Raw genomic sequence first — 14,974 nt, 5'->3', positions numbered from 1 at the left:
TCTCTTCCCGCAATGGTTGTGCCTACATCTTCCCCGCCACCTTGATCGCAAACGCATACTCGAACGCGATCTCTTCCAGCCGCTGGAAGCGCCCCGATGCGCCGCCGTGGCCGGCGCCCATATTGGTCTTGAGCAGGATGGGTTCGCTGCCCGTTGTCTTTTCGCGCAGCTTTGCCACCCATTTGGTCGGCTCCCAGTAGGTGACGCGCGGGTCGGTGAGGCCGGAGAGCGCGAGGATCGCCGGATAGGGCTTCGCCTCGACATTGTCATAGGGCGAATAGGCGGCCATCAGCTGGTAAAAATCCTTGCTGTCGATCGGGTTGCCCCATTCCGGCCATTCCGGCGGGGTGAGAGGCAGCGTGTCGTCCAGCATGGTGTTGAGCACGTCGACGAAGGGCACGGCGGCGATGATGCCGCCGAATTTTTCCGGCGCCATGTTGGCGATCGCCCCCATCAGCATGCCGCCGGCCGATCCGCCCTCCGCGACGATGTTCGCGTAGGACGTGAACTTCTCTTGATTCAGATAGTCGGCCGCCGCGATGAAGTCCTTGAACGTATTGGTCTTCCTGTCCATCTTGCCGTTTTCATACCAGGCAAAACCCTTGTCCTTGCCGCCGCGGATATGGGCGATGGCATAGACGAAGCCGCGGTCGACCAGCGACAGGCAATTGGTGTTGAACGAGGCCGGGATGGTGATGCCGTAGGCGCCGTAGCCATAGAGCAGGCAGGGCGCGGAGCCGTCGAGCGGCGTATCTTTCCGGTAGAGCAGGGTGACGGGCACCTGTTCGCCGTCCCAGGCGGGCGCGAAGACGCGGCGGGTGACGTAGTCCTCCGGATTGTGGCCGGAGGGCACTTCCTGCGTCTTCAGGAGCCTACGCTCGCGTGTCGCCATGTCGTAGTCGAAGAGCTGCGAGGGCGTGGTCATCGAGGAATAGGAGAAGCGGATGACGTCCGTGTCGTATTCGGCGGCCCCCGAAAGGCCGAGCGAATAGGCCTCCTCGTCGAAGGCGATGGCGTGTTCCTCGCCCGTCTTGCGATCGCGCACGATGATGCGCGGCAGGCCCTCATGGCGCTCCAGCCAGACGAGGTGGCGAGCGAACGCCATGTGGTTGAGGACGAGCGTGCCCGGACGGTGCGGCACGACTTCGGTCCAGTTCTCGCGGCCGGGCGCCGTCACCGGCGCCTGCATGATCTTGAAATCCTTGGCGCCGTCGGCATTGGTCAGGATGTAGAAGACGTCGCCGCCTTCCGTCATCGCATATTCGAGGCCGGTCTGGCGCGGCGTGACGATGACCGGGTTGGCGAGCAGGTCCCTGGTCGAGAGCAGGCGGTATTCGCTCGTCTCGTGGTCGTGGATGTCGATATAGATGACATCGTCGAGCAGCGAGCCGCCGACCGACATGAAGAAACCCGCATCCTTCTCCTCATAGACCAGCCGGTCGTTTTCCTGGCGGTCGCCGAGGATGTGGTGGAAGATCTTCGACGGGCGGTGGTTCTCGTCGAGCGCGGTGTAGAAGAAGCTCTTTGCATCCGGCGCCCACACACCGTCGCCGCCGGTGTTGACGAGCGTATCGCTGCGGTCTTCCCCGGTCGCGAGGTCACGCACCTTCAGCGTGAAATATTCCGAGCCCTTGTCGTCATAACCCCAGATACCGACCGAATGGTCCGTCGAATGGTCGATGCCGGCGAGACGGAAATAGTCCTTGCCGGCGGCTTCCTTGTCGCCATCGAGCAGGATGGTGCGCGCGCCGCCGTCGCGGGGTTCGCGGAAGTAGCGCGGCTGCTCGCCGCCGGTGACATAGGCGGTGCCATAGGCAAACGGGCCGTCCTTCATCGGAACGGAGCTGTCGTCTTCCTTGATGCGGCCGCGCATCTCGGCAAACAGCGTCTTCTGCAACGCCTCGGTGTCGGCCATCGCGGCGGTCATATAGGTATTTTCCGCCTCCAGATGCGCGCGGATGTCCGGCTGGAGGATCGAAGGGTCCTTGAACATGGCCTGCCAGTTCTCGTCGCGGAACCAGGCGTAATCGTCCGTCCGGGTGATGCCGTGGCGGATGTCTGAGACTGGCTTCTTGGTGGCGACGGGGGCGGCGGGCAGGTTTTTGAAGACGGACAAGGTGTTACTCCGGCAAATCGCTAGGCGGGATCAAAGAGATAGAGAGCCCGGCCCGCCGCATCAAGCGGCTTTGCCGCTTGATGCCGTTTAATCACCCCGGCAGGCTGCGGCGGGCTTTGCGTTTGGCGGGGCGCAGCTCGTCGGCGATCGTCATGCCGATGATCGACAGCGGCAGCGCCAGCATCGCGCCGGCGGCACCCCACATCCAGGTCCAGAAGATGATGGCGGTGAAGATGATGAAGGCGTTGACCTCCAGCCGCTTGCCCATCACCGCCGGCATGACGAGGTTTTCCATGGCGAGATGCACGAGGAAGAAGGCGAGCGCCGGCAGCAGGCCCATGACCATCGTCTCGTGTGTCAGCAGGCCGGCGGTGGCCAGCGCGATCGTCATCAGCGTCACGCCGAGGAACGGCACGAAGCTGGAAAGGAAGGCGAAGAGGCCCCAGAGCGCCGGCATGGCAAGCCCGCCACCCCAGGCGATGAGGGCGGTGACGATGCCGAGCGAGCCGTAGACGAGCGTCGCGGTGGCGAAATAGTAGCCGAGCGCCGTGTCAACGGCATTCATGATACGGATCGTCGTCAGCCGCTGGCTGCGGCGCGGAAAGGCCATGATGAGCATCTGGCGAAGCTTCAGCCGGGCCGACAGGAAGAGCACGAGGGCGGCGAAGAAAATCATCGCCTGCAACAGGGCGGGGGTGAGGCTGGCCGACAGGATGCCGAGAATGCTGCCGGTGTTTTCCAGCACCTTTTCCATCGACATTTGCGTGCCCTGGAAGGCCTCCGGATTGATGTTCAGCCAGCCGAGACGGGAAAACAGCGGCGTGATGCGATCATAGGCCCCGCGCACCAGATCGGGCGCATCCGCGGCGAGCCGGCTGATCGGCTCGACCAGCATGCCGGCGATGAAGAAGACACCGAGGCCGAACAGGCCGGCCAGCAGCAGCGCCGTCGGCAGCGGCGGGATGCCCAGGTCATGCAGCTTTTCCGCGGCAACGCCGAAGATCAGGCCGGTGACCACGGCCAGCGACAACGGGATGAGGATCGGCGCCATCAGATAGACGACGCCCATGGCCATGATGGTGAAGATGCCGATCGCCGCCCATGCAGCCGCGATATCGAGGCCGTAGCGGCGCGTCGTGCCTTCGATAAGGTCTTTTTCGAGATCGAGGCCGCTTCGCAGCAGCCTCCGTTCGGCCGGTTGCCCCGACAAGTCATGCATGGCGCTTTCCCCAGTTCGGCGCAGGAACGCGCGATGGGGATGGAAGTTCCGTCTCTGCCGCTTGAAACCCTGGGTGGGTTGCCACCTGTCGTCAAATCGACATATTGCGCGTCAACCCCGAATTAAGACGTCGACAATGACGCCACGAAGAGGAGGCCGATAGTTGAAACGGCAGGCAACCGGGCTCACAGCCGCCCTTTGCACCCTGGCGCTCGCGCCACTCGTCGCATCCCCCGCAATGGCGCTCGATGCCCGCATCCGCAACCAGCTTCAGAAGCTGACGCCGGAGGAGCGGCTGGAGCAGCGCTGCGACATGGAGGCGATGGACAAGATCAGCGGCGGCAAGGGCGGCTTCCGTCCCGACAAGGTGATCGCCTATGCCTTCGGCGATCCCAAGCTGGAGGGCACGACCTTCAAGACCCGCGGCGCGGTGTTCCGCAGCGGTGGCGAGTGGTACCGTCTTTCGTACAAATGCGAGGCGAGCGCCGACCGGCTGGAGGTCAATGCCTTCAAGTACAAGATCGGCGACATGGTCCCGCGCGAGGACTGGGCGGCGCATTATTTGTATGACTAAGAACGGGCATTGACGACCCCCTCATCCGCCTGCCGGCACCTTCTCCCCATGGGGGAGAAGGGGTATGCCGCGACGTCTCCTTCCCCTTCTCCCCCGCGGGGAGAAGGTGGCCCGAAGGGCCGGATGAGGGGGCTGCCGCAGAACTGGCCGGCGTTGGAACCCGCTCAAGCGGACAGCTTCAACCCGATACCCCACGGATCGACGAGCGAGACCGTGTCGCCTGAGCGGGTCGTCGCAATCGCAAGCGTGTCGAGCTGCTTGAGGGCGGTCTCCAGCTTGGCCGGGTCGTTGAAGCGGATGGTGTAGTCGGCAAGGCCGGTCATGCCGTCCTGCCGCTTCGGCTGGCCGCGCGAATTCCACACATTGGCCGCCACATGGTGGTGGTACTTGCCGGTGGCGAAGAAGCTGGCACCCGGATAGCTCGTCATGATGTCGAGGCCGAGCACGTCGTGGAAGAAGGCGTTCGCCTCCGGGATGTCGGAGACCTGGAGGTGGATGTGGCCGATGACGGTGCCGTTCTCCTGGCCGGTCCAGCCGTCCTTCGGCGCCTCATCGTAAAGCGCCTGCAGGTCGAGCCGGTGCGTCGCCATCTTCACCGTGCCGTCGGGCACATAGGTCCATTCGGACCGGTCGCGGTCGCGATAGATCTCGATTCCGTTGCCTTCCGGATCGTCGAGATAGATCGCCTCGCTGACGAGGTGGTCGGAGGCGCCGGTGAGCGGCACGTTGTTGTGCGCGGCATGCGCCAGCCAGCGGCCGAGCTCCTTGCGGTTCGGCACCAGGAAGGCGGTGTGGAACAGGCCCGGCGCATTGCGCGGCGCGCGGGCGGCATTGCTGCCGGTCGTCAGCGTCAGCAGCGGGCGGCCGGCAACGCCGAGCGTCTCGCCGGAGGCAGACGTCTCGAGCACCGTCAGGCCCATCACCTGCTGGTAGAAGGCCGACAGCATCGGCAGGTCGATCACCGTCAGATGCGAGTGATCGACGAAGGCTGGCATGTCGACGGCGTGGGTCTCGGTCATGGTGGCAGTCTCCGCGTGCGTGGGGCCGGCCTTGGCGACAGCGATGCCAGCGGCGGCAGCGCCGAGAAATGTCCGTCTGTCGAAGTCGGTCATGGTATCATCCCGTTTCGGTTTCCCCTGGAAACCGTTCTGTTGGGGGCAATATGGCGGAGCCGCTTCGTTCACGAAAGGTGGTGTTTCGGCGATTTACTGTCAATGCGGCGTTGACGATGGCTGGTCTGGAACTTGACCCCGATCAATGCCGTTGAACGGCGGCGGTGGCAATTTCGGTGCCGATCGCAAGCAAAGGAGACTGGTATCGTGACGGACGTGGCGCACTACAAGGACATTCTTCTCAGCCGCAGGCGCGAGCTCCACAGCCGTTTGCAGAGGATCGAGACGGACCTCGACACCTTGAAAAGCGGCGACAGCGCCGACCGCGCGACCGAGCGGGAGAACGACGAAGTGCTGGAGGAGTTCGGCACGACCGGCCTCAAGGAAATCGAAGCCATCGACGCCGCGCTCGACCGGATCGCCGCCGGCACCTTCGGCATCTGCGCCAAATGCGGCGGGCCGATTTCGCCCGCGCGCCTTGCCGCCGTTCCCCATGCGGCGCTGTGCGAGGAATGCATCGCGCAGCAGTGAGATGACACACGGCAAACTTTCGTGATCCCAGCGGTGCGCCTATCCCCTTGCCCGCACACGGCAAACACGCCACCATGCACGGCAGATGAAATGCAGGGCCGGTCGCGGTGGAAATCAAGGGCATCAAGTGGAATTATGACCGGTACGAGATTATCGCCGACGGCATCGTGCATGGCGTCGGCCTGGTCCTGGCGCTGATCGGCGTCACCGCGCTGATTTTCTATGCGACGGTCTGGGCGTCGAGCGGCCAACTGGCGGCCGCCTGGGTCTACGGCATCGGCCTGGTGCTCGTGCTCGCCACATCCTTCGCCTACAATCTCTGGCCGGTCTCCAATGTGAAATGGCACCTGCGCCGCTTCGACCATTCGGCGATTTTCATCCTGATCGCCGGTACCTACACGCCCTTCCTGCAACGCGGCATCGAGGACCCGTTCCTTGCCGGCATGCTGGTCTTTCTCTGGTTGATGGCGGCGGCGGGCGTGGCGCTGAAATTCCTCTTCCCCGGCCGCTATGACCGGCTGGCGATCCTCATCTATCTCGGCATGGGCTGGAGCGGCGTGCTCGCCTTCGGCCCGCTGATGACGCATCTGTCCACCGCGACGCTGACGCTGATCGTGGTCGGCGGCCTGCTCTATTCGGTCGGCGTCATCTTCCATGTCTGGGAGAAGCTGCGCTTCCAGAACGCCATCTGGCACGGCTTCGTGGTGGCGGCCGCCGCCGTGCACTACTCGGCGGTCGTCACCAGCGTCGTTTCCGGCATCTGAGTAATCCCGCTATTGCGCGGCCGGCGCCGCGCCCTGCGCATTCGTGCAGCCTTCGGCGGGATGCAGCGATTTCACCAGCTTGCCGACGAACGGCGAAATCTCGGCCTTCATCGATTGCGGATAGTCCAGCACGAAGGAGGCGACGGCATCGCCGCACAGCGCGATGATGCGGTGGTAGAGGATGCGGTCGCCGCGCGTGCCCGAAAGACTGGCCCAGCCGGTCGTCTCCCGGTCATAACTCAGGTCCCAGCCTTCCTGCCCGTAGGTCACGCGCCGGTCGGCAACCTCTTCGGCGAAGTCGCCGGCCGTCAGATAATGTGCCCAGACGGCAAGCGTGGCGCCGCCATTGCCATAGGTCCGCCCGTCGCCATTGTCGGCTTCGCGCACCAGCGTAAAGCCGGGCGGGATGTCCACCGCAAAGCCGAAGCGGGCATTGGCATAGGGCTCCCATTCGGCCGCGAAAGCCGGGGCGGGGAGGATGAGGAGAAGCAGAAGGAACAAACGTTGCATGGGTGGCCACTCGCGGATGCGTCAACGACAGGACGGACAAAGCCGGGCGTTTCATCGCCGGCCCTATGAGCGGGCTGGACAGCTTTCCCGCTCCTCCTGTATGGCATGAGGCAAAACCGGGGGGAACCATGGACATTACGATACGCGACGCCGCGGAGGGCGATCTTCCCGGCATCATGGACATCTACAACGATGCCGTCGCCAACACCACGGCGATCTGGAACGAGGACGTCGTCGACCTCGCCAACCGCAAGGCCTGGTTCGCCGCCCGCCGCGAGCGCGATTTTCCCGTACTTGTGGCCGTGCGCGGCAAGCAGGTGATCGGCTACGCCTCCTATGGCGACTGGCGGCCCTTCGACGGCTACCGCCATACGGTCGAGCATTCCGTCTATGTGCGCGGCGATGTGCGCGGCACAGGCGCGGGAAAACGCCTGATGAAGGCGCTCATCGACCGGGCCAGCTTCAACGGCGTGCATGTCATGATCGCCGGCATCGAGGCGGAAAACGTCGCCTCGATCAAGCTGCATGAAAAGCTCGGCTTCCGCATGGTCGGGCGGTTCAGCGAGGTCGGCATCAAGTTCGGCCGCTGGCTCGACCTCGCCTGCATGGAACTCAGGGTGCCGAAGCGCTGATCAGTCCGGCTCGAAGCTGAGCGCCACGCCGTTCATGCAGAAGCGCAGGCCCGTCGGCGGCGGGCCGTCGGGGAAGACGTGGCCGAGATGGGCATCGCAATCCGAGCAGCGGATTTCCGTGCGCGTCATGCCATAGGAATGGTCCGAGTGGTCCGTCACCGCGCCGGGTTCGATCGGCTCGTAGAAGCTCGGCCAGCCGGTGCCGGAATTGAACTTCGCCTCCGATCGGTACAGCGGCCTGTTGCAGCAGATGCAGCGATAGGTGCCCTTCTTCGCCAGGTCGAAGTCGGGGCTGGAAAAGGCGCGCTCCGTGCCGTGCTCGCGCGTGATGCGGAACTGCTCCGGCGTCAGGATCTGTCGCCACTCTTCCTTCGTCTTGTTGACCTTCAATGTCGTGGTGTCGCTCATGGGGCCCTCCTGTTGTTCCTTAAATAGGATGACAAATGCGGCAAGACAATCGTCGGGCGCGCTTGAAAAATTCATGCAATCCTCCTATCCTCCATTTTTTAAAGAAGGAGGATTTCATGCCGTTGAACATCAAGGATGACGAGGCGCATGCGCTCGCACGCGAACTCGCAGAGGTGACGGGCGAGAGCCTGACACGCGCCGTCAAGGTGTCTATCGAAGAACGGCTGACGCGGGTCCGGCACGTGAAAGGACTGCGCCTTGCCGACCAGCTCGACCGCATCGCTCTTGATTGCGCCAGCCTTCCAGTGCTCGATGCCCGAACGGCCGATGAAATTATCGGTTATGACGAAAGTGGTTTGCCAAGATGATCGTTCTGGATACGTCCGCACTGGTCGCCATCCTGACCGACGAGCCGGAACGCAGGGCCTTTAACGAAGCGATCGACCAGGCGGCAACGCGTTTGCTGAGTGCGGCGACGCTTCTCGAGACGAAGATGGTTTTGTTCTCGCGCTATGGCGGCGCCGGCGTCAACGCACTCGATGCCTTTATACTCAGGGCTGACATACGGATAGAATCCGTCACCGCAGCGCAGGCGGAAATCGCCTTCGATGCCTTTCGGCGCTATGGGCGCGGCACCGGCCACGCCGCGCATCTCAACTACGGCGACTGTTTTTCCTATGCCTTGGCGCGTGAAAACGCCGCGCCCTTGCTCTTCAAGGGTGGCGATTTTGGTCATACCGACGTAGAAACAGCGCTCTGACGATCAAATCATGCAAATGGAGACGGAATGACACCAGACACGATGGGCCTGACCTTCCTTGCCTTCTGTCTGCCGTTTCTCGGTGCGCTGGTCGCGCCGGCGCTCACGCGGCTCCTCGGTCACAATGCTGCCTGGCCGCTGGCGCTCATTCCGCTCGCCGTCTTCCTCCACTTCCTCGGGTTCAACGCGGAAGTCGCGCGCGGCGAAATCGTCACCGGCGGCTATGCCTGGGTGCCGTCCTACAATGTCAGCTTCTCCTGGCTGATCGACGGCCTGTCGCTCGCCTTCCTGCTGTTGATCTCCGGTATCGGCACGCTGATCGTGCTCTATGCCGGCGGTTACCTGAAAGGGCACAGGCACCAGGGGCGGTTCTTCTCGTTCATCCTGATGTTCATGGGCTCGATGCTCGGGCTTGTCGCCTCCGACAGTTTCCTGATGCTCTTCGTCTTCTGGGAGCTGACCTCGATCACCTCCTTCCTGCTGATCGGCTTCGACCATGCGCGCGAGGCCTCGCGCCGGGCGGCACTCCAGGCGCTGATCGTGACGGGCGGCGGCGGGTTGTTCCTGCTCGCCGGCCTGCTGCTGCTCTGGAACGTCACCGACGTGACGCAGCTCTCGCTTCTGATGTCCTTCGGCGCGGAGGTGCGGGCGAGCCCGTTCTATCTGCCGCTGCTCTTCCTCATCCTTGGCGGCGCCTTCACCAAGTCGGCGCAGTTCCCGTTTCATTTCTGGCTGCCGAACGCCATGGAGGCGCCGACGCCGGTTTCCGCCTACCTGCATTCGGCGACCATGGTGAAGGCCGGCGTCTATCTGCTGATGCGGCTCAATCCGGTGATGGGCGGCACACCCGCCTGGGAAACCATCCTGCCGGCCTTCGGCGGACTGACGCTGCTCGTCGGCGCCGTGCTCGCCATCCGCCAGACGGACCTGAAGCTGATGCTCGCCTATACGACGGTCGCCTCGCTCGGCTTGCTGGTGATGTTGACCGGTTTCGGCTCCGAATATGCGGTGGCGGCTGCGGCGCTTTATCTCGTGGCGCATTCGCTGTTCAAGGGTGCGCTCTTCATGGTGGCCGGCCTGATCGACCACGAGACGGGCACGCGCGACATCACGAAGCTCGGCGGCCTGCGCGGCGCCATGCCGGTCACGTTCCTCGCTGCGCTGCTGGCCGCGCTGTCGATGGCCGGTCTGCCGCCCTTCTTCGGTTTCCTGGCAAAGGAGGAGATCTATGTGGCGCTCGCCGGCGGCAGCCTGCGCGCCATCGCCTTTACCGCCGCCGCCGTCATTGGCAACGGCCTGATGTTTGCGGTGGCTTTCGCCGTGGCGCTGAAGCCGTTTCTCGGTAAGCGCGTCGAAACGCCGAAACATCCGCATGAAGGCCCGGCCTTGCTGTGGATCGGGCCGATGCTGCTTGCCGTCAAGGGGCTGGTGATCGGCATTTTCTCCGCCGTGGCGCATGCCCTTTTGACCTCGCCGCTCGCCTCCGCCATCGCCGGCAAGCCGCAGACCGTCACCATTTCGGCGATCCCGCATGTGGGCGCGGCGCTGTTGCTGTCCGCCCTGACCGTGGCCTTCGGCATCGTCATCTTCCTGGTGCTCGACAAGGCGCGCGCCGCGGCGAACCGGCTGGTCGAGGACATCGGCTGGGGGCCGGACAGGGGGTTCGACCAGGTCATGCGCGGGCTCGTGCGTGCCGCCGTGTCCGTCAATCGCCTGACGCAACCGGGGCGCATGGAAGTCTACATGACCGCGACCTTCGCGGTGGTGGCGCTGGCGCTCCTCGTGCCGCCGGCCGTCTATGGCGAATGGCCGCGCGCACCGGTCTGGCCGGCCAACATTCCGTTCCATGAACTGGCGGTGATGCTGCTGGCTGTGCTCGGCATCGGCGCGGTGCTGGCGGCGAACAATCGCCTGACCGCCATCGTCGCGCTCGGCATCCAGGGTTTTTGCGTCGCCTTGCTCTTCCTGCTGTTCGGCGCGCCGGATCTTGCCTTCACCCAGTTCATGATCGAGACGTTGTCAGTCGTCATCCTGGCGCTCGCCATGACCCGGCTGAAGCTCACGCCGCGCGACCACCGGTCGCTGCGTGAAAAAATCCCCGATGCGGTGATCGCGATCGCCTGCGGCCTCGGCTTTGCGCTCTATCTGCTGCGCGTCACGCAGGGCCGCTTCGACACGGCGCTCACCGACTTCTTCAACCTCTATTCCAAGACGATCGCCCATGGCGCCAATGTGGTGAACGTCATCATCGTCGATTTCCGCGGCACGGACACGCTGGGCGAGATCGCCGTCGTCATGGTGACGGGGCTGGCCATCCTCTCGATCATCCGCATCCGCAAGGGCGGCAAGGCCGGGGGAGAGGCGTGATGGTTGGTGCCTGCGAACACCCCCCTCTGGCCTGCCGGCCATCTCCCCCACAAGGGGGGAGATCGATGGAGCACCGTCTCGTCCCCCATGACCATCGCGGCTGGAGCGATGACGCTGCCGCTTGCCAATCTCCCCCCGTGTGGGGGAGATGGCCGGCAGGCCAGAGGGGGGTAATCCGGTATGCCACTTCGCTGGAGGCCCCCCACCCATGAACACGCTGATCTTCCGCACCGTCGCACCGTTCCTCACCGCGCTCATGGTGCTGTTCTCGCTCTTCGTGCTGCTGCGCGGCCACAATGAGCCGGGCGGCGGCTTCATCGGTGGGCTGATCGCCGTGTCGGCGCTGGCGATCTTCGGCATTGCCAACGGCATTGCCGCCGTGCGCAAGGCCCTTTGGTTCCATCCGATGGCGATCTCGGCCTTCGGCCTGTTCATCGCCTGCCTTGCCGGCCTGCTGTCGATGGTCTTTGCCGTCCCGTTCATGACGGGGCTGTGGGTCTATCCGGTGATCCTCGGCGTGGAAATTCCGCTCTCCACCGTGATGCTGTTCGATGCCGGCGTCTATCTCGTCGTGGTGGGGGCGATCACCTCCATTGCACTGGCGCTCGAAGCGGGAGACGATCTGTGATGGAACTGCCGCTCGTCCTTCTCATCGGCGTGTTCTTCGCTGCCGCCGTCTATCTGATGTTGTCGAAGTTCCTCGTGCGCGTGCTGCTCGGCGTGGTGCTGCTCGGCAATGGCGTGAACCTCCTGCTGTTCGCCAATGGCCGCGTCCTGCGCGAGGTCCCGCCGATCATCCCGGCCGGCCACGACGTGCCGGTGACATTGACCGCCAATCCGCTGCCGCAGGCGCTCATCCTGACGGCCATCGTTATCTCCTTCTCCTTCTTCGCCTTCCTTCTCGTGCTCGTCTACCGTGCCTATCAGGACCTTGGCACCGACAATGGCAACGAGATGCGGGTGGCGGAGCCGGAGAACGATCCGCTCCCGCCGACCGGCTACTGACAGGAACCGCCCCGCCAATGGCCGTAACGCCCACAGACCTTTCCGCCGCCCTCGTCATGACGCCGGTCGCACCCGCCGACTGGCTCGTCGTGCTGCCGCCCGCCTGGTGCCTGCTGACGGGCGCGCTGCTGCTCATGCTGCGCAAGTCGCTGCACCTGCAGGCATGGCTTGCCGTGCCGGCCCTTGCCGTGCTGGTGCTGATCGATGCGGCGCTTCTCGCACATGTAGCGACAAACGGCCCGGCCACCATGGTGATGGGCCGCTGGCTGCCGCCCTTCGGCATCGCCTTCACCGCGGACCTGACGGGCGTGCTCTTCGCGCTGGCCGGTGCGGTCGTGGCGCTTGCCGGCGCGGTGCATGCCTTGACCGATATCGACGGCCGCGGCCGGCGCTACGGCTTCTATCCGTTCCTGCTGCTCTTGATGGCCGGCGTCTCCGGTGCCTTCCTGACCGGCGACATCTTCAACCTCTATGTCTGGTTCGAGGTGCTGCTGATCTCGTCCTTCGGCCTCATCACGCTCGGCTCGGAGCCGCGCCAGATCGACGGCGCGATCAAATACGCCTTCCTCAACCTCATCGCGACGACGCTGTTCCTCGTCACCACCGGCTATCTCTACGGCATCTTCGGCACGCTCAACATGGCCGACATCGCCGTCAAGGCAGCCGCCGCGCGTGCCGAGCTGCCGCTGATGACGCTTGCCACGCTCTATCTGCTGGCCTTCGGCATGAAGGCGGCGGCCTTTCCGGTGAATTTCTGGTTGCCGGCCTCCTATCACACGCCGCGCGTCGTGGTCTCCGCGCTCTTTGCCGGGCTGCTCACCAAGGTCGGCATCTATGCGCTGCTGCGCACGCTGATCATGCTGTTCCCGCTCGAGCGCGAGGAACTGAGCTTCGTCATCGCGCTTGCCGGCGCGGCCACCATGATCCTTGGCGCGCTCGGCGCAATCGGCCAGAGCGATATCCGCCGCCTGCTCGGTTATGCCGTCATCTCCGGCATCGGCGTCATGCTGGCCGGCCTGTCGCTCGGCAGTCCGGGCGGTATTGGCGGGGCGATTTTCTACGCGCTGCATTCCATGATCGTCATGACCGCGCTCTACATGGCCGCGGGGCTGGCGGGACGACTGGCCGGCAGCTTCGATCTCAACCTGCTCGGCGGACTTTACACACGCTCGGCGCTGTTTTCCGCCCTGTCGCTGGTGCTGTTCTTCGCCGTGTCCGGCCTGCCGCCATTCTCCGGTTTCTGGCCCAAGGTCATGGTGGCCAAGGCCGCGATGGATATCGGCGCCTGGTGGCTGGTGGTGGTGGTGCTCCTCACCGGTTTCCTCACGACCATCGCCTTCGGCCGCGTCTTTGCGCTCGCCTACTGGCGGCCGGCGGCCGACGCGCTGCCCGATGAAACCATTCCGCCGAGCGCGCTCGTGCCGCTTGCCGCGCTGACGGCGCTGACGGTGGTCTTCGGGCTCTTTCCGGATCCGTTGTTGTCGCTGGTGCAACATGCAGCACAGGGCCTTGCCGATCCCCAGGCCTATATCGGCTCCGTCTTTCCGGGGAGGACCTGATCATGCGCCCGGCCGTCATCATCGCCGTCTTCACCGTCGTCTGGCTGGCCGTGTCCGGCAGCTTCACCATCCCGAACCTGCTGCTCGGCGCGGTTGCCGGCGCGCTGTCGCTGGCGCTCATCCGCGGGCATATCCAGCCCGACGGACGGCGCATCCGGCCCCTGAAAGTGCTGTCGCTGCTGATGCTCTTCTTCAAGGAACTGGCGCTGTCGGCCTGGAAGGTCGCGATGCTGGTGGCAAGCCCTAGAATGGTGCTGAAACCGGGCATCTTCGCCTTTCCGCTGACGGTCGATCGCGATTTCGAAATCACGCTGCTCGCCAATCTCATCACCCTGACGCCGGGCACGCTCTCCGTCGATGTTTCCGAGGATCGCAAAGTGCTCTACGTGCATGCCATCGATTGTTCCGATCCCGTCGGCGCCCGGCGCGACATCGCCAACGGCTTTGAGAAGAAGATCCTGGAGGCTTTCCGCTGATGGGTGCTGAAACGATCGTCTCCGCCGCCGCGAATGTCGCACTTCTCCTGATGTGCGCCGCCTTCTTCCTGACGGCCTACCGCGTCATCAAGGGGCCGACCCTGCCGGATCGCATCGTCGCGCTCGACATGCTGACGGGCATTGCCATCGGCTTCATCGCCGTGGTCGCCGTCAAGACAGGCTTCAACCTCTATATCGACATCGCCATCGCCCTTGGCCTGGTCGGCTTTCTCGCCACCGTCGCCTTCGCGCGGTTCGTCCTGACCAAGGGCAGCATGCAGGCGGGGGAAGACGCCGCGCCGGTGGCCGACCCGCCCCGCAAGGGCACACGGCACGGCAAACAACGCAACAAGGGGAGGGCACGCTGATGCTGGAACTCGGCCTCGCGCTTGTCGTCAGCATCATGCTGGTCGCCGGTGGCATTTTCACCTTCCTCGCCGCGCTTGGCATCGTGCGCCTGCCGGATGTCTATACCCGCATGCACGCCGCCTCGAAGGCCGGCACGGTCGGCTCGGGGCTGATGCTGCTGGCCGCCGGCCTCCATTCGCTGGATGTGGCGATCTTCACGCGGGCGCTTGCCGGTTTCGTCTTCTTCGTGCTGACCGCACCGGTGGCGGCCCATCTCGTCGCCAAGGCGGCGCACGACGCCGGTTATCGCCTGACCCGGCTGACGACGATCAACGAACTGCGCGACGCACACAACCGCAACGTCAAGAAGCGTTGACATTTGGTTAGAAAGCCGACCCTCAAAATTCGCAGTATCCTTCGAATTTTAGTGGGAAATGCTGGAAGCCCACAGCTATCTCCGGTAAGTTCCAAAATAATACTGGACATTGAATTGAGGAATGATATTTCAAACGAAGTAAAGCATTCGGGTTGATTTAGCTTGTCTGCGGATTTCCTGTTTAAGTTGAATTTGAGTCGTAGTCGCGCCAGCGCGG

General features: G+C 64.2%; 18 protein-coding genes and 1 pseudogene. 13 read left to right on the top strand and 6 right to left on the bottom strand.

The genetic code is table 11. The annotated features are described in order from the left end of the window. Positions 1-22: 22 nt before the first annotated feature. A complete protein-coding gene (locus GR138_RS18280; protein WP_160860679.1) occupies positions 23-2,116 on the bottom strand; it encodes a S9 family peptidase in 2,094 nt (697 codons plus the stop codon). Positions 2,117-2,207: 91 nt separating this feature from the next. After that, positions 2,208-3,335: an AI-2E family transporter gene (locus GR138_RS18275; protein ID WP_160860678.1), complete on the bottom strand. Its 1,128-nt coding sequence runs from the start codon at positions 3,333-3,335 to the stop codon at positions 2,208-2,210. Between the two features lie 238 nt (positions 3,336-3,573). On the opposite strand from GR138_RS18275, the gene GR138_RS18270 reads away from it, so the two are divergent. Next, entirely contained in the window at positions 3,574-3,909 is a 336-nt protein-coding gene (locus GR138_RS18270; RefSeq protein ID WP_160860720.1) for a DUF930 domain-containing protein, read from the top strand. Positions 3,910-3,914: 5 nt separating this feature from the next. Here GR138_RS18270 and GR138_RS31045 read toward each other — a convergent pair. Next, positions 3,915-4,042, bottom strand: a pseudogene (locus GR138_RS31045) (endonuclease domain-containing protein); the annotation flags it as partial. A 31-nt stretch (positions 4,043-4,073) separates the two neighbouring features. Next, positions 4,074-4,928 (bottom strand): VOC family protein, encoded by an 855-nt coding sequence (locus GR138_RS18265; RefSeq protein WP_246200566.1) that lies wholly within the window; start codon positions 4,926-4,928, stop codon positions 4,074-4,076. A 300-nt stretch (positions 4,929-5,228) separates the two neighbouring features. On the opposite strand from GR138_RS18265, the gene GR138_RS18260 reads away from it, so the two are divergent. Together GR138_RS18260 and trhA are read left to right on the top strand one after the other, a co-directional pair. Next, the gene (locus tag GR138_RS18260; RefSeq protein ID WP_160860676.1) at positions 5,229-5,552 is read left to right on the top strand and encodes a TraR/DksA C4-type zinc finger protein; all 324 of its coding nucleotides are present in this window, start codon (positions 5,229-5,231) and stop codon (positions 5,550-5,552) included. A 107-nt stretch (positions 5,553-5,659) separates the two neighbouring features. Next, entirely contained in the window at positions 5,660-6,316 is a 657-nt protein-coding gene (gene trhA, locus GR138_RS18255; RefSeq protein WP_160860675.1) for a PAQR family membrane homeostasis protein TrhA, read from the top strand. Positions 6,317-6,325: 9 nt separating this feature from the next. Here trhA and GR138_RS18250 read toward each other — a convergent pair whose 3' ends face one another. Then, positions 6,326-6,826, bottom strand: a complete 501-nt coding sequence (locus GR138_RS18250) for a hypothetical protein (protein WP_160860674.1) — start codon at positions 6,824-6,826, stop codon at positions 6,326-6,328. A 128-nt stretch (positions 6,827-6,954) separates the two neighbouring features. On the opposite strand from GR138_RS18250, the gene GR138_RS18245 reads away from it, so the two are divergent. Next, complete coding sequence (locus tag GR138_RS18245) at positions 6,955-7,458, top strand: GNAT family N-acetyltransferase (RefSeq protein WP_160860673.1); 504 nt, start codon at positions 6,955-6,957, stop codon at positions 7,456-7,458. Here the strand turns inward: GR138_RS18245 and msrB are convergent, their stop codons facing one another. Next, the gene (msrB, locus tag GR138_RS18240) at positions 7,459-7,866 is read right to left on the bottom strand and encodes a peptide-methionine (R)-S-oxide reductase MsrB (protein WP_160860672.1); all 408 of its coding nucleotides are present in this window, start codon (positions 7,864-7,866) and stop codon (positions 7,459-7,461) included. Positions 7,867-7,901: 35 nt separating this feature from the next. Between msrB and GR138_RS18235 the strand changes: the two genes are divergently transcribed. The 9 genes from GR138_RS18235 to mnhG all read left to right on the top strand — a co-directional run bounded on the left by GR138_RS18235 (position 7,902) and on the right by mnhG (position 14,757). After that, entirely contained in the window at positions 7,902-8,234 is a 333-nt protein-coding gene (locus GR138_RS18235) for a type II toxin-antitoxin system VapB family antitoxin (protein ID WP_246200551.1), read from the top strand. Continuing rightward, entirely contained in the window at positions 8,231-8,626 is a 396-nt protein-coding gene (locus GR138_RS18230) for a type II toxin-antitoxin system VapC family toxin (RefSeq protein WP_202402703.1), read from the top strand. The genes GR138_RS18235 and GR138_RS18230 overlap by 4 nt, the downstream gene beginning before the upstream one ends. A gap of 27 nt (positions 8,627-8,653) precedes the next feature. Then, on the top strand, positions 8,654-10,993 hold the full coding sequence (locus GR138_RS18225) for a putative monovalent cation/H+ antiporter subunit A (protein ID WP_160860671.1): 2,340 nt from the start codon (positions 8,654-8,656) through the stop codon (positions 10,991-10,993). Between the two features lie 208 nt (positions 10,994-11,201). Next, positions 11,202-11,621, top strand: a complete 420-nt coding sequence (locus GR138_RS18220; protein WP_160860670.1) for a Na(+)/H(+) antiporter subunit B — start codon at positions 11,202-11,204, stop codon at positions 11,619-11,621. After that, positions 11,621-11,998: a Na+/H+ antiporter subunit C gene (locus tag GR138_RS18215; RefSeq protein WP_160860669.1), complete on the top strand. Its 378-nt coding sequence runs from the start codon at positions 11,621-11,623 to the stop codon at positions 11,996-11,998. Before GR138_RS18220 ends, GR138_RS18215 begins: the two co-directional genes overlap by 1 nt. 17 nt (positions 11,999-12,015) lie before the next feature. Continuing rightward, positions 12,016-13,557 (top strand): Na+/H+ antiporter subunit D, encoded by a 1,542-nt coding sequence (locus GR138_RS18210; RefSeq protein WP_160860668.1) that lies wholly within the window; start codon positions 12,016-12,018, stop codon positions 13,555-13,557. A gap of 2 nt (positions 13,558-13,559) precedes the next feature. Continuing rightward, a complete protein-coding gene (locus tag GR138_RS18205; RefSeq protein WP_160860667.1) occupies positions 13,560-14,033 on the top strand; it encodes a Na+/H+ antiporter subunit E in 474 nt (157 codons plus the stop codon). Next, entirely contained in the window at positions 14,033-14,401 is a 369-nt protein-coding gene (locus tag GR138_RS18200) for a cation:proton antiporter (RefSeq protein WP_160860666.1), read from the top strand. Before GR138_RS18205 ends, GR138_RS18200 begins: the two co-directional genes overlap by 1 nt. Next, a complete protein-coding gene (mnhG, locus tag GR138_RS18195) occupies positions 14,401-14,757 on the top strand; it encodes a monovalent cation/H(+) antiporter subunit G (RefSeq protein ID WP_420853666.1) in 357 nt (118 codons plus the stop codon). Before GR138_RS18200 ends, mnhG begins: the two co-directional genes overlap by 1 nt. Positions 14,758-14,974: the final 217 nt, after the last annotated feature.

It is taken from the genome of Shinella kummerowiae (genome assembly GCF_009827055.1).
Taxonomy (GTDB): Bacteria; Pseudomonadota; Alphaproteobacteria; order Rhizobiales; family Rhizobiaceae; genus Shinella; species Shinella kummerowiae.
Note: the sequence above shows the minus strand (reverse complement) of the source record. Positions and strands in the feature narration are given on the sequence as shown.

Bases quoted from the DNA above. Each gene is read 5' to 3' on its own strand.
- GR138_RS18205 (WP_160860667.1), top strand. From the start codon at position 13,560: ATGCGCCCGGCCGTCATCATCGCCGTCTTCACCGTCGTCTGGCTGGCC.
- msrB (WP_160860672.1), bottom strand. From the start codon at position 7,866: ATGAGCGACACCACGACATTGAAGGTCAACAAGACGAAGGAAGAGTGG.
- GR138_RS18200 (WP_160860666.1), top strand. From the start codon at position 14,033: ATGGGTGCTGAAACGATCGTCTCCGCCGCCGCGAATGTCGCACTTCTC.
- GR138_RS18270 (WP_160860720.1), top strand. From the start codon at position 3,574: ATGGCGCTCGATGCCCGCATCCGCAACCAGCTTCAGAAGCTGACGCCG.
- GR138_RS18210 (WP_160860668.1), top strand. From the start codon at position 12,016: ATGGCCGTAACGCCCACAGACCTTTCCGCCGCCCTCGTCATGACGCCG.
- GR138_RS18220 (WP_160860670.1), top strand. From the start codon at position 11,202: ATGAACACGCTGATCTTCCGCACCGTCGCACCGTTCCTCACCGCGCTC.
- GR138_RS18245 (WP_160860673.1), top strand. From the start codon at position 6,955: ATGGACATTACGATACGCGACGCCGCGGAGGGCGATCTTCCCGGCATC.
- GR138_RS18225 (WP_160860671.1), top strand. From the start codon at position 8,654: ATGACACCAGACACGATGGGCCTGACCTTCCTTGCCTTCTGTCTGCCG.
- GR138_RS18265 (WP_246200566.1), bottom strand. From the start codon at position 4,928: ATGACCGAGACCCACGCCGTCGACATGCCAGCCTTCGTCGATCACTCG.
- GR138_RS18250 (WP_160860674.1), bottom strand. From the start codon at position 6,826: ATGCAACGTTTGTTCCTTCTGCTTCTCCTCATCCTCCCCGCCCCGGCT.
- GR138_RS18230 (WP_202402703.1), top strand. From the start codon at position 8,231: ATGATCGTTCTGGATACGTCCGCACTGGTCGCCATCCTGACCGACGAG.
- GR138_RS18275 (WP_160860678.1), bottom strand. From the start codon at position 3,335: ATGCATGACTTGTCGGGGCAACCGGCCGAACGGAGGCTGCTGCGAAGC.
- GR138_RS18235 (WP_246200551.1), top strand. From the start codon at position 7,902: ATGCGGCAAGACAATCGTCGGGCGCGCTTGAAAAATTCATGCAATCCT.
- GR138_RS18215 (WP_160860669.1), top strand. From the start codon at position 11,621: ATGGAACTGCCGCTCGTCCTTCTCATCGGCGTGTTCTTCGCTGCCGCC.
- mnhG (WP_420853666.1), top strand. From the start codon at position 14,401: ATGCTGGAACTCGGCCTCGCGCTTGTCGTCAGCATCATGCTGGTCGCC.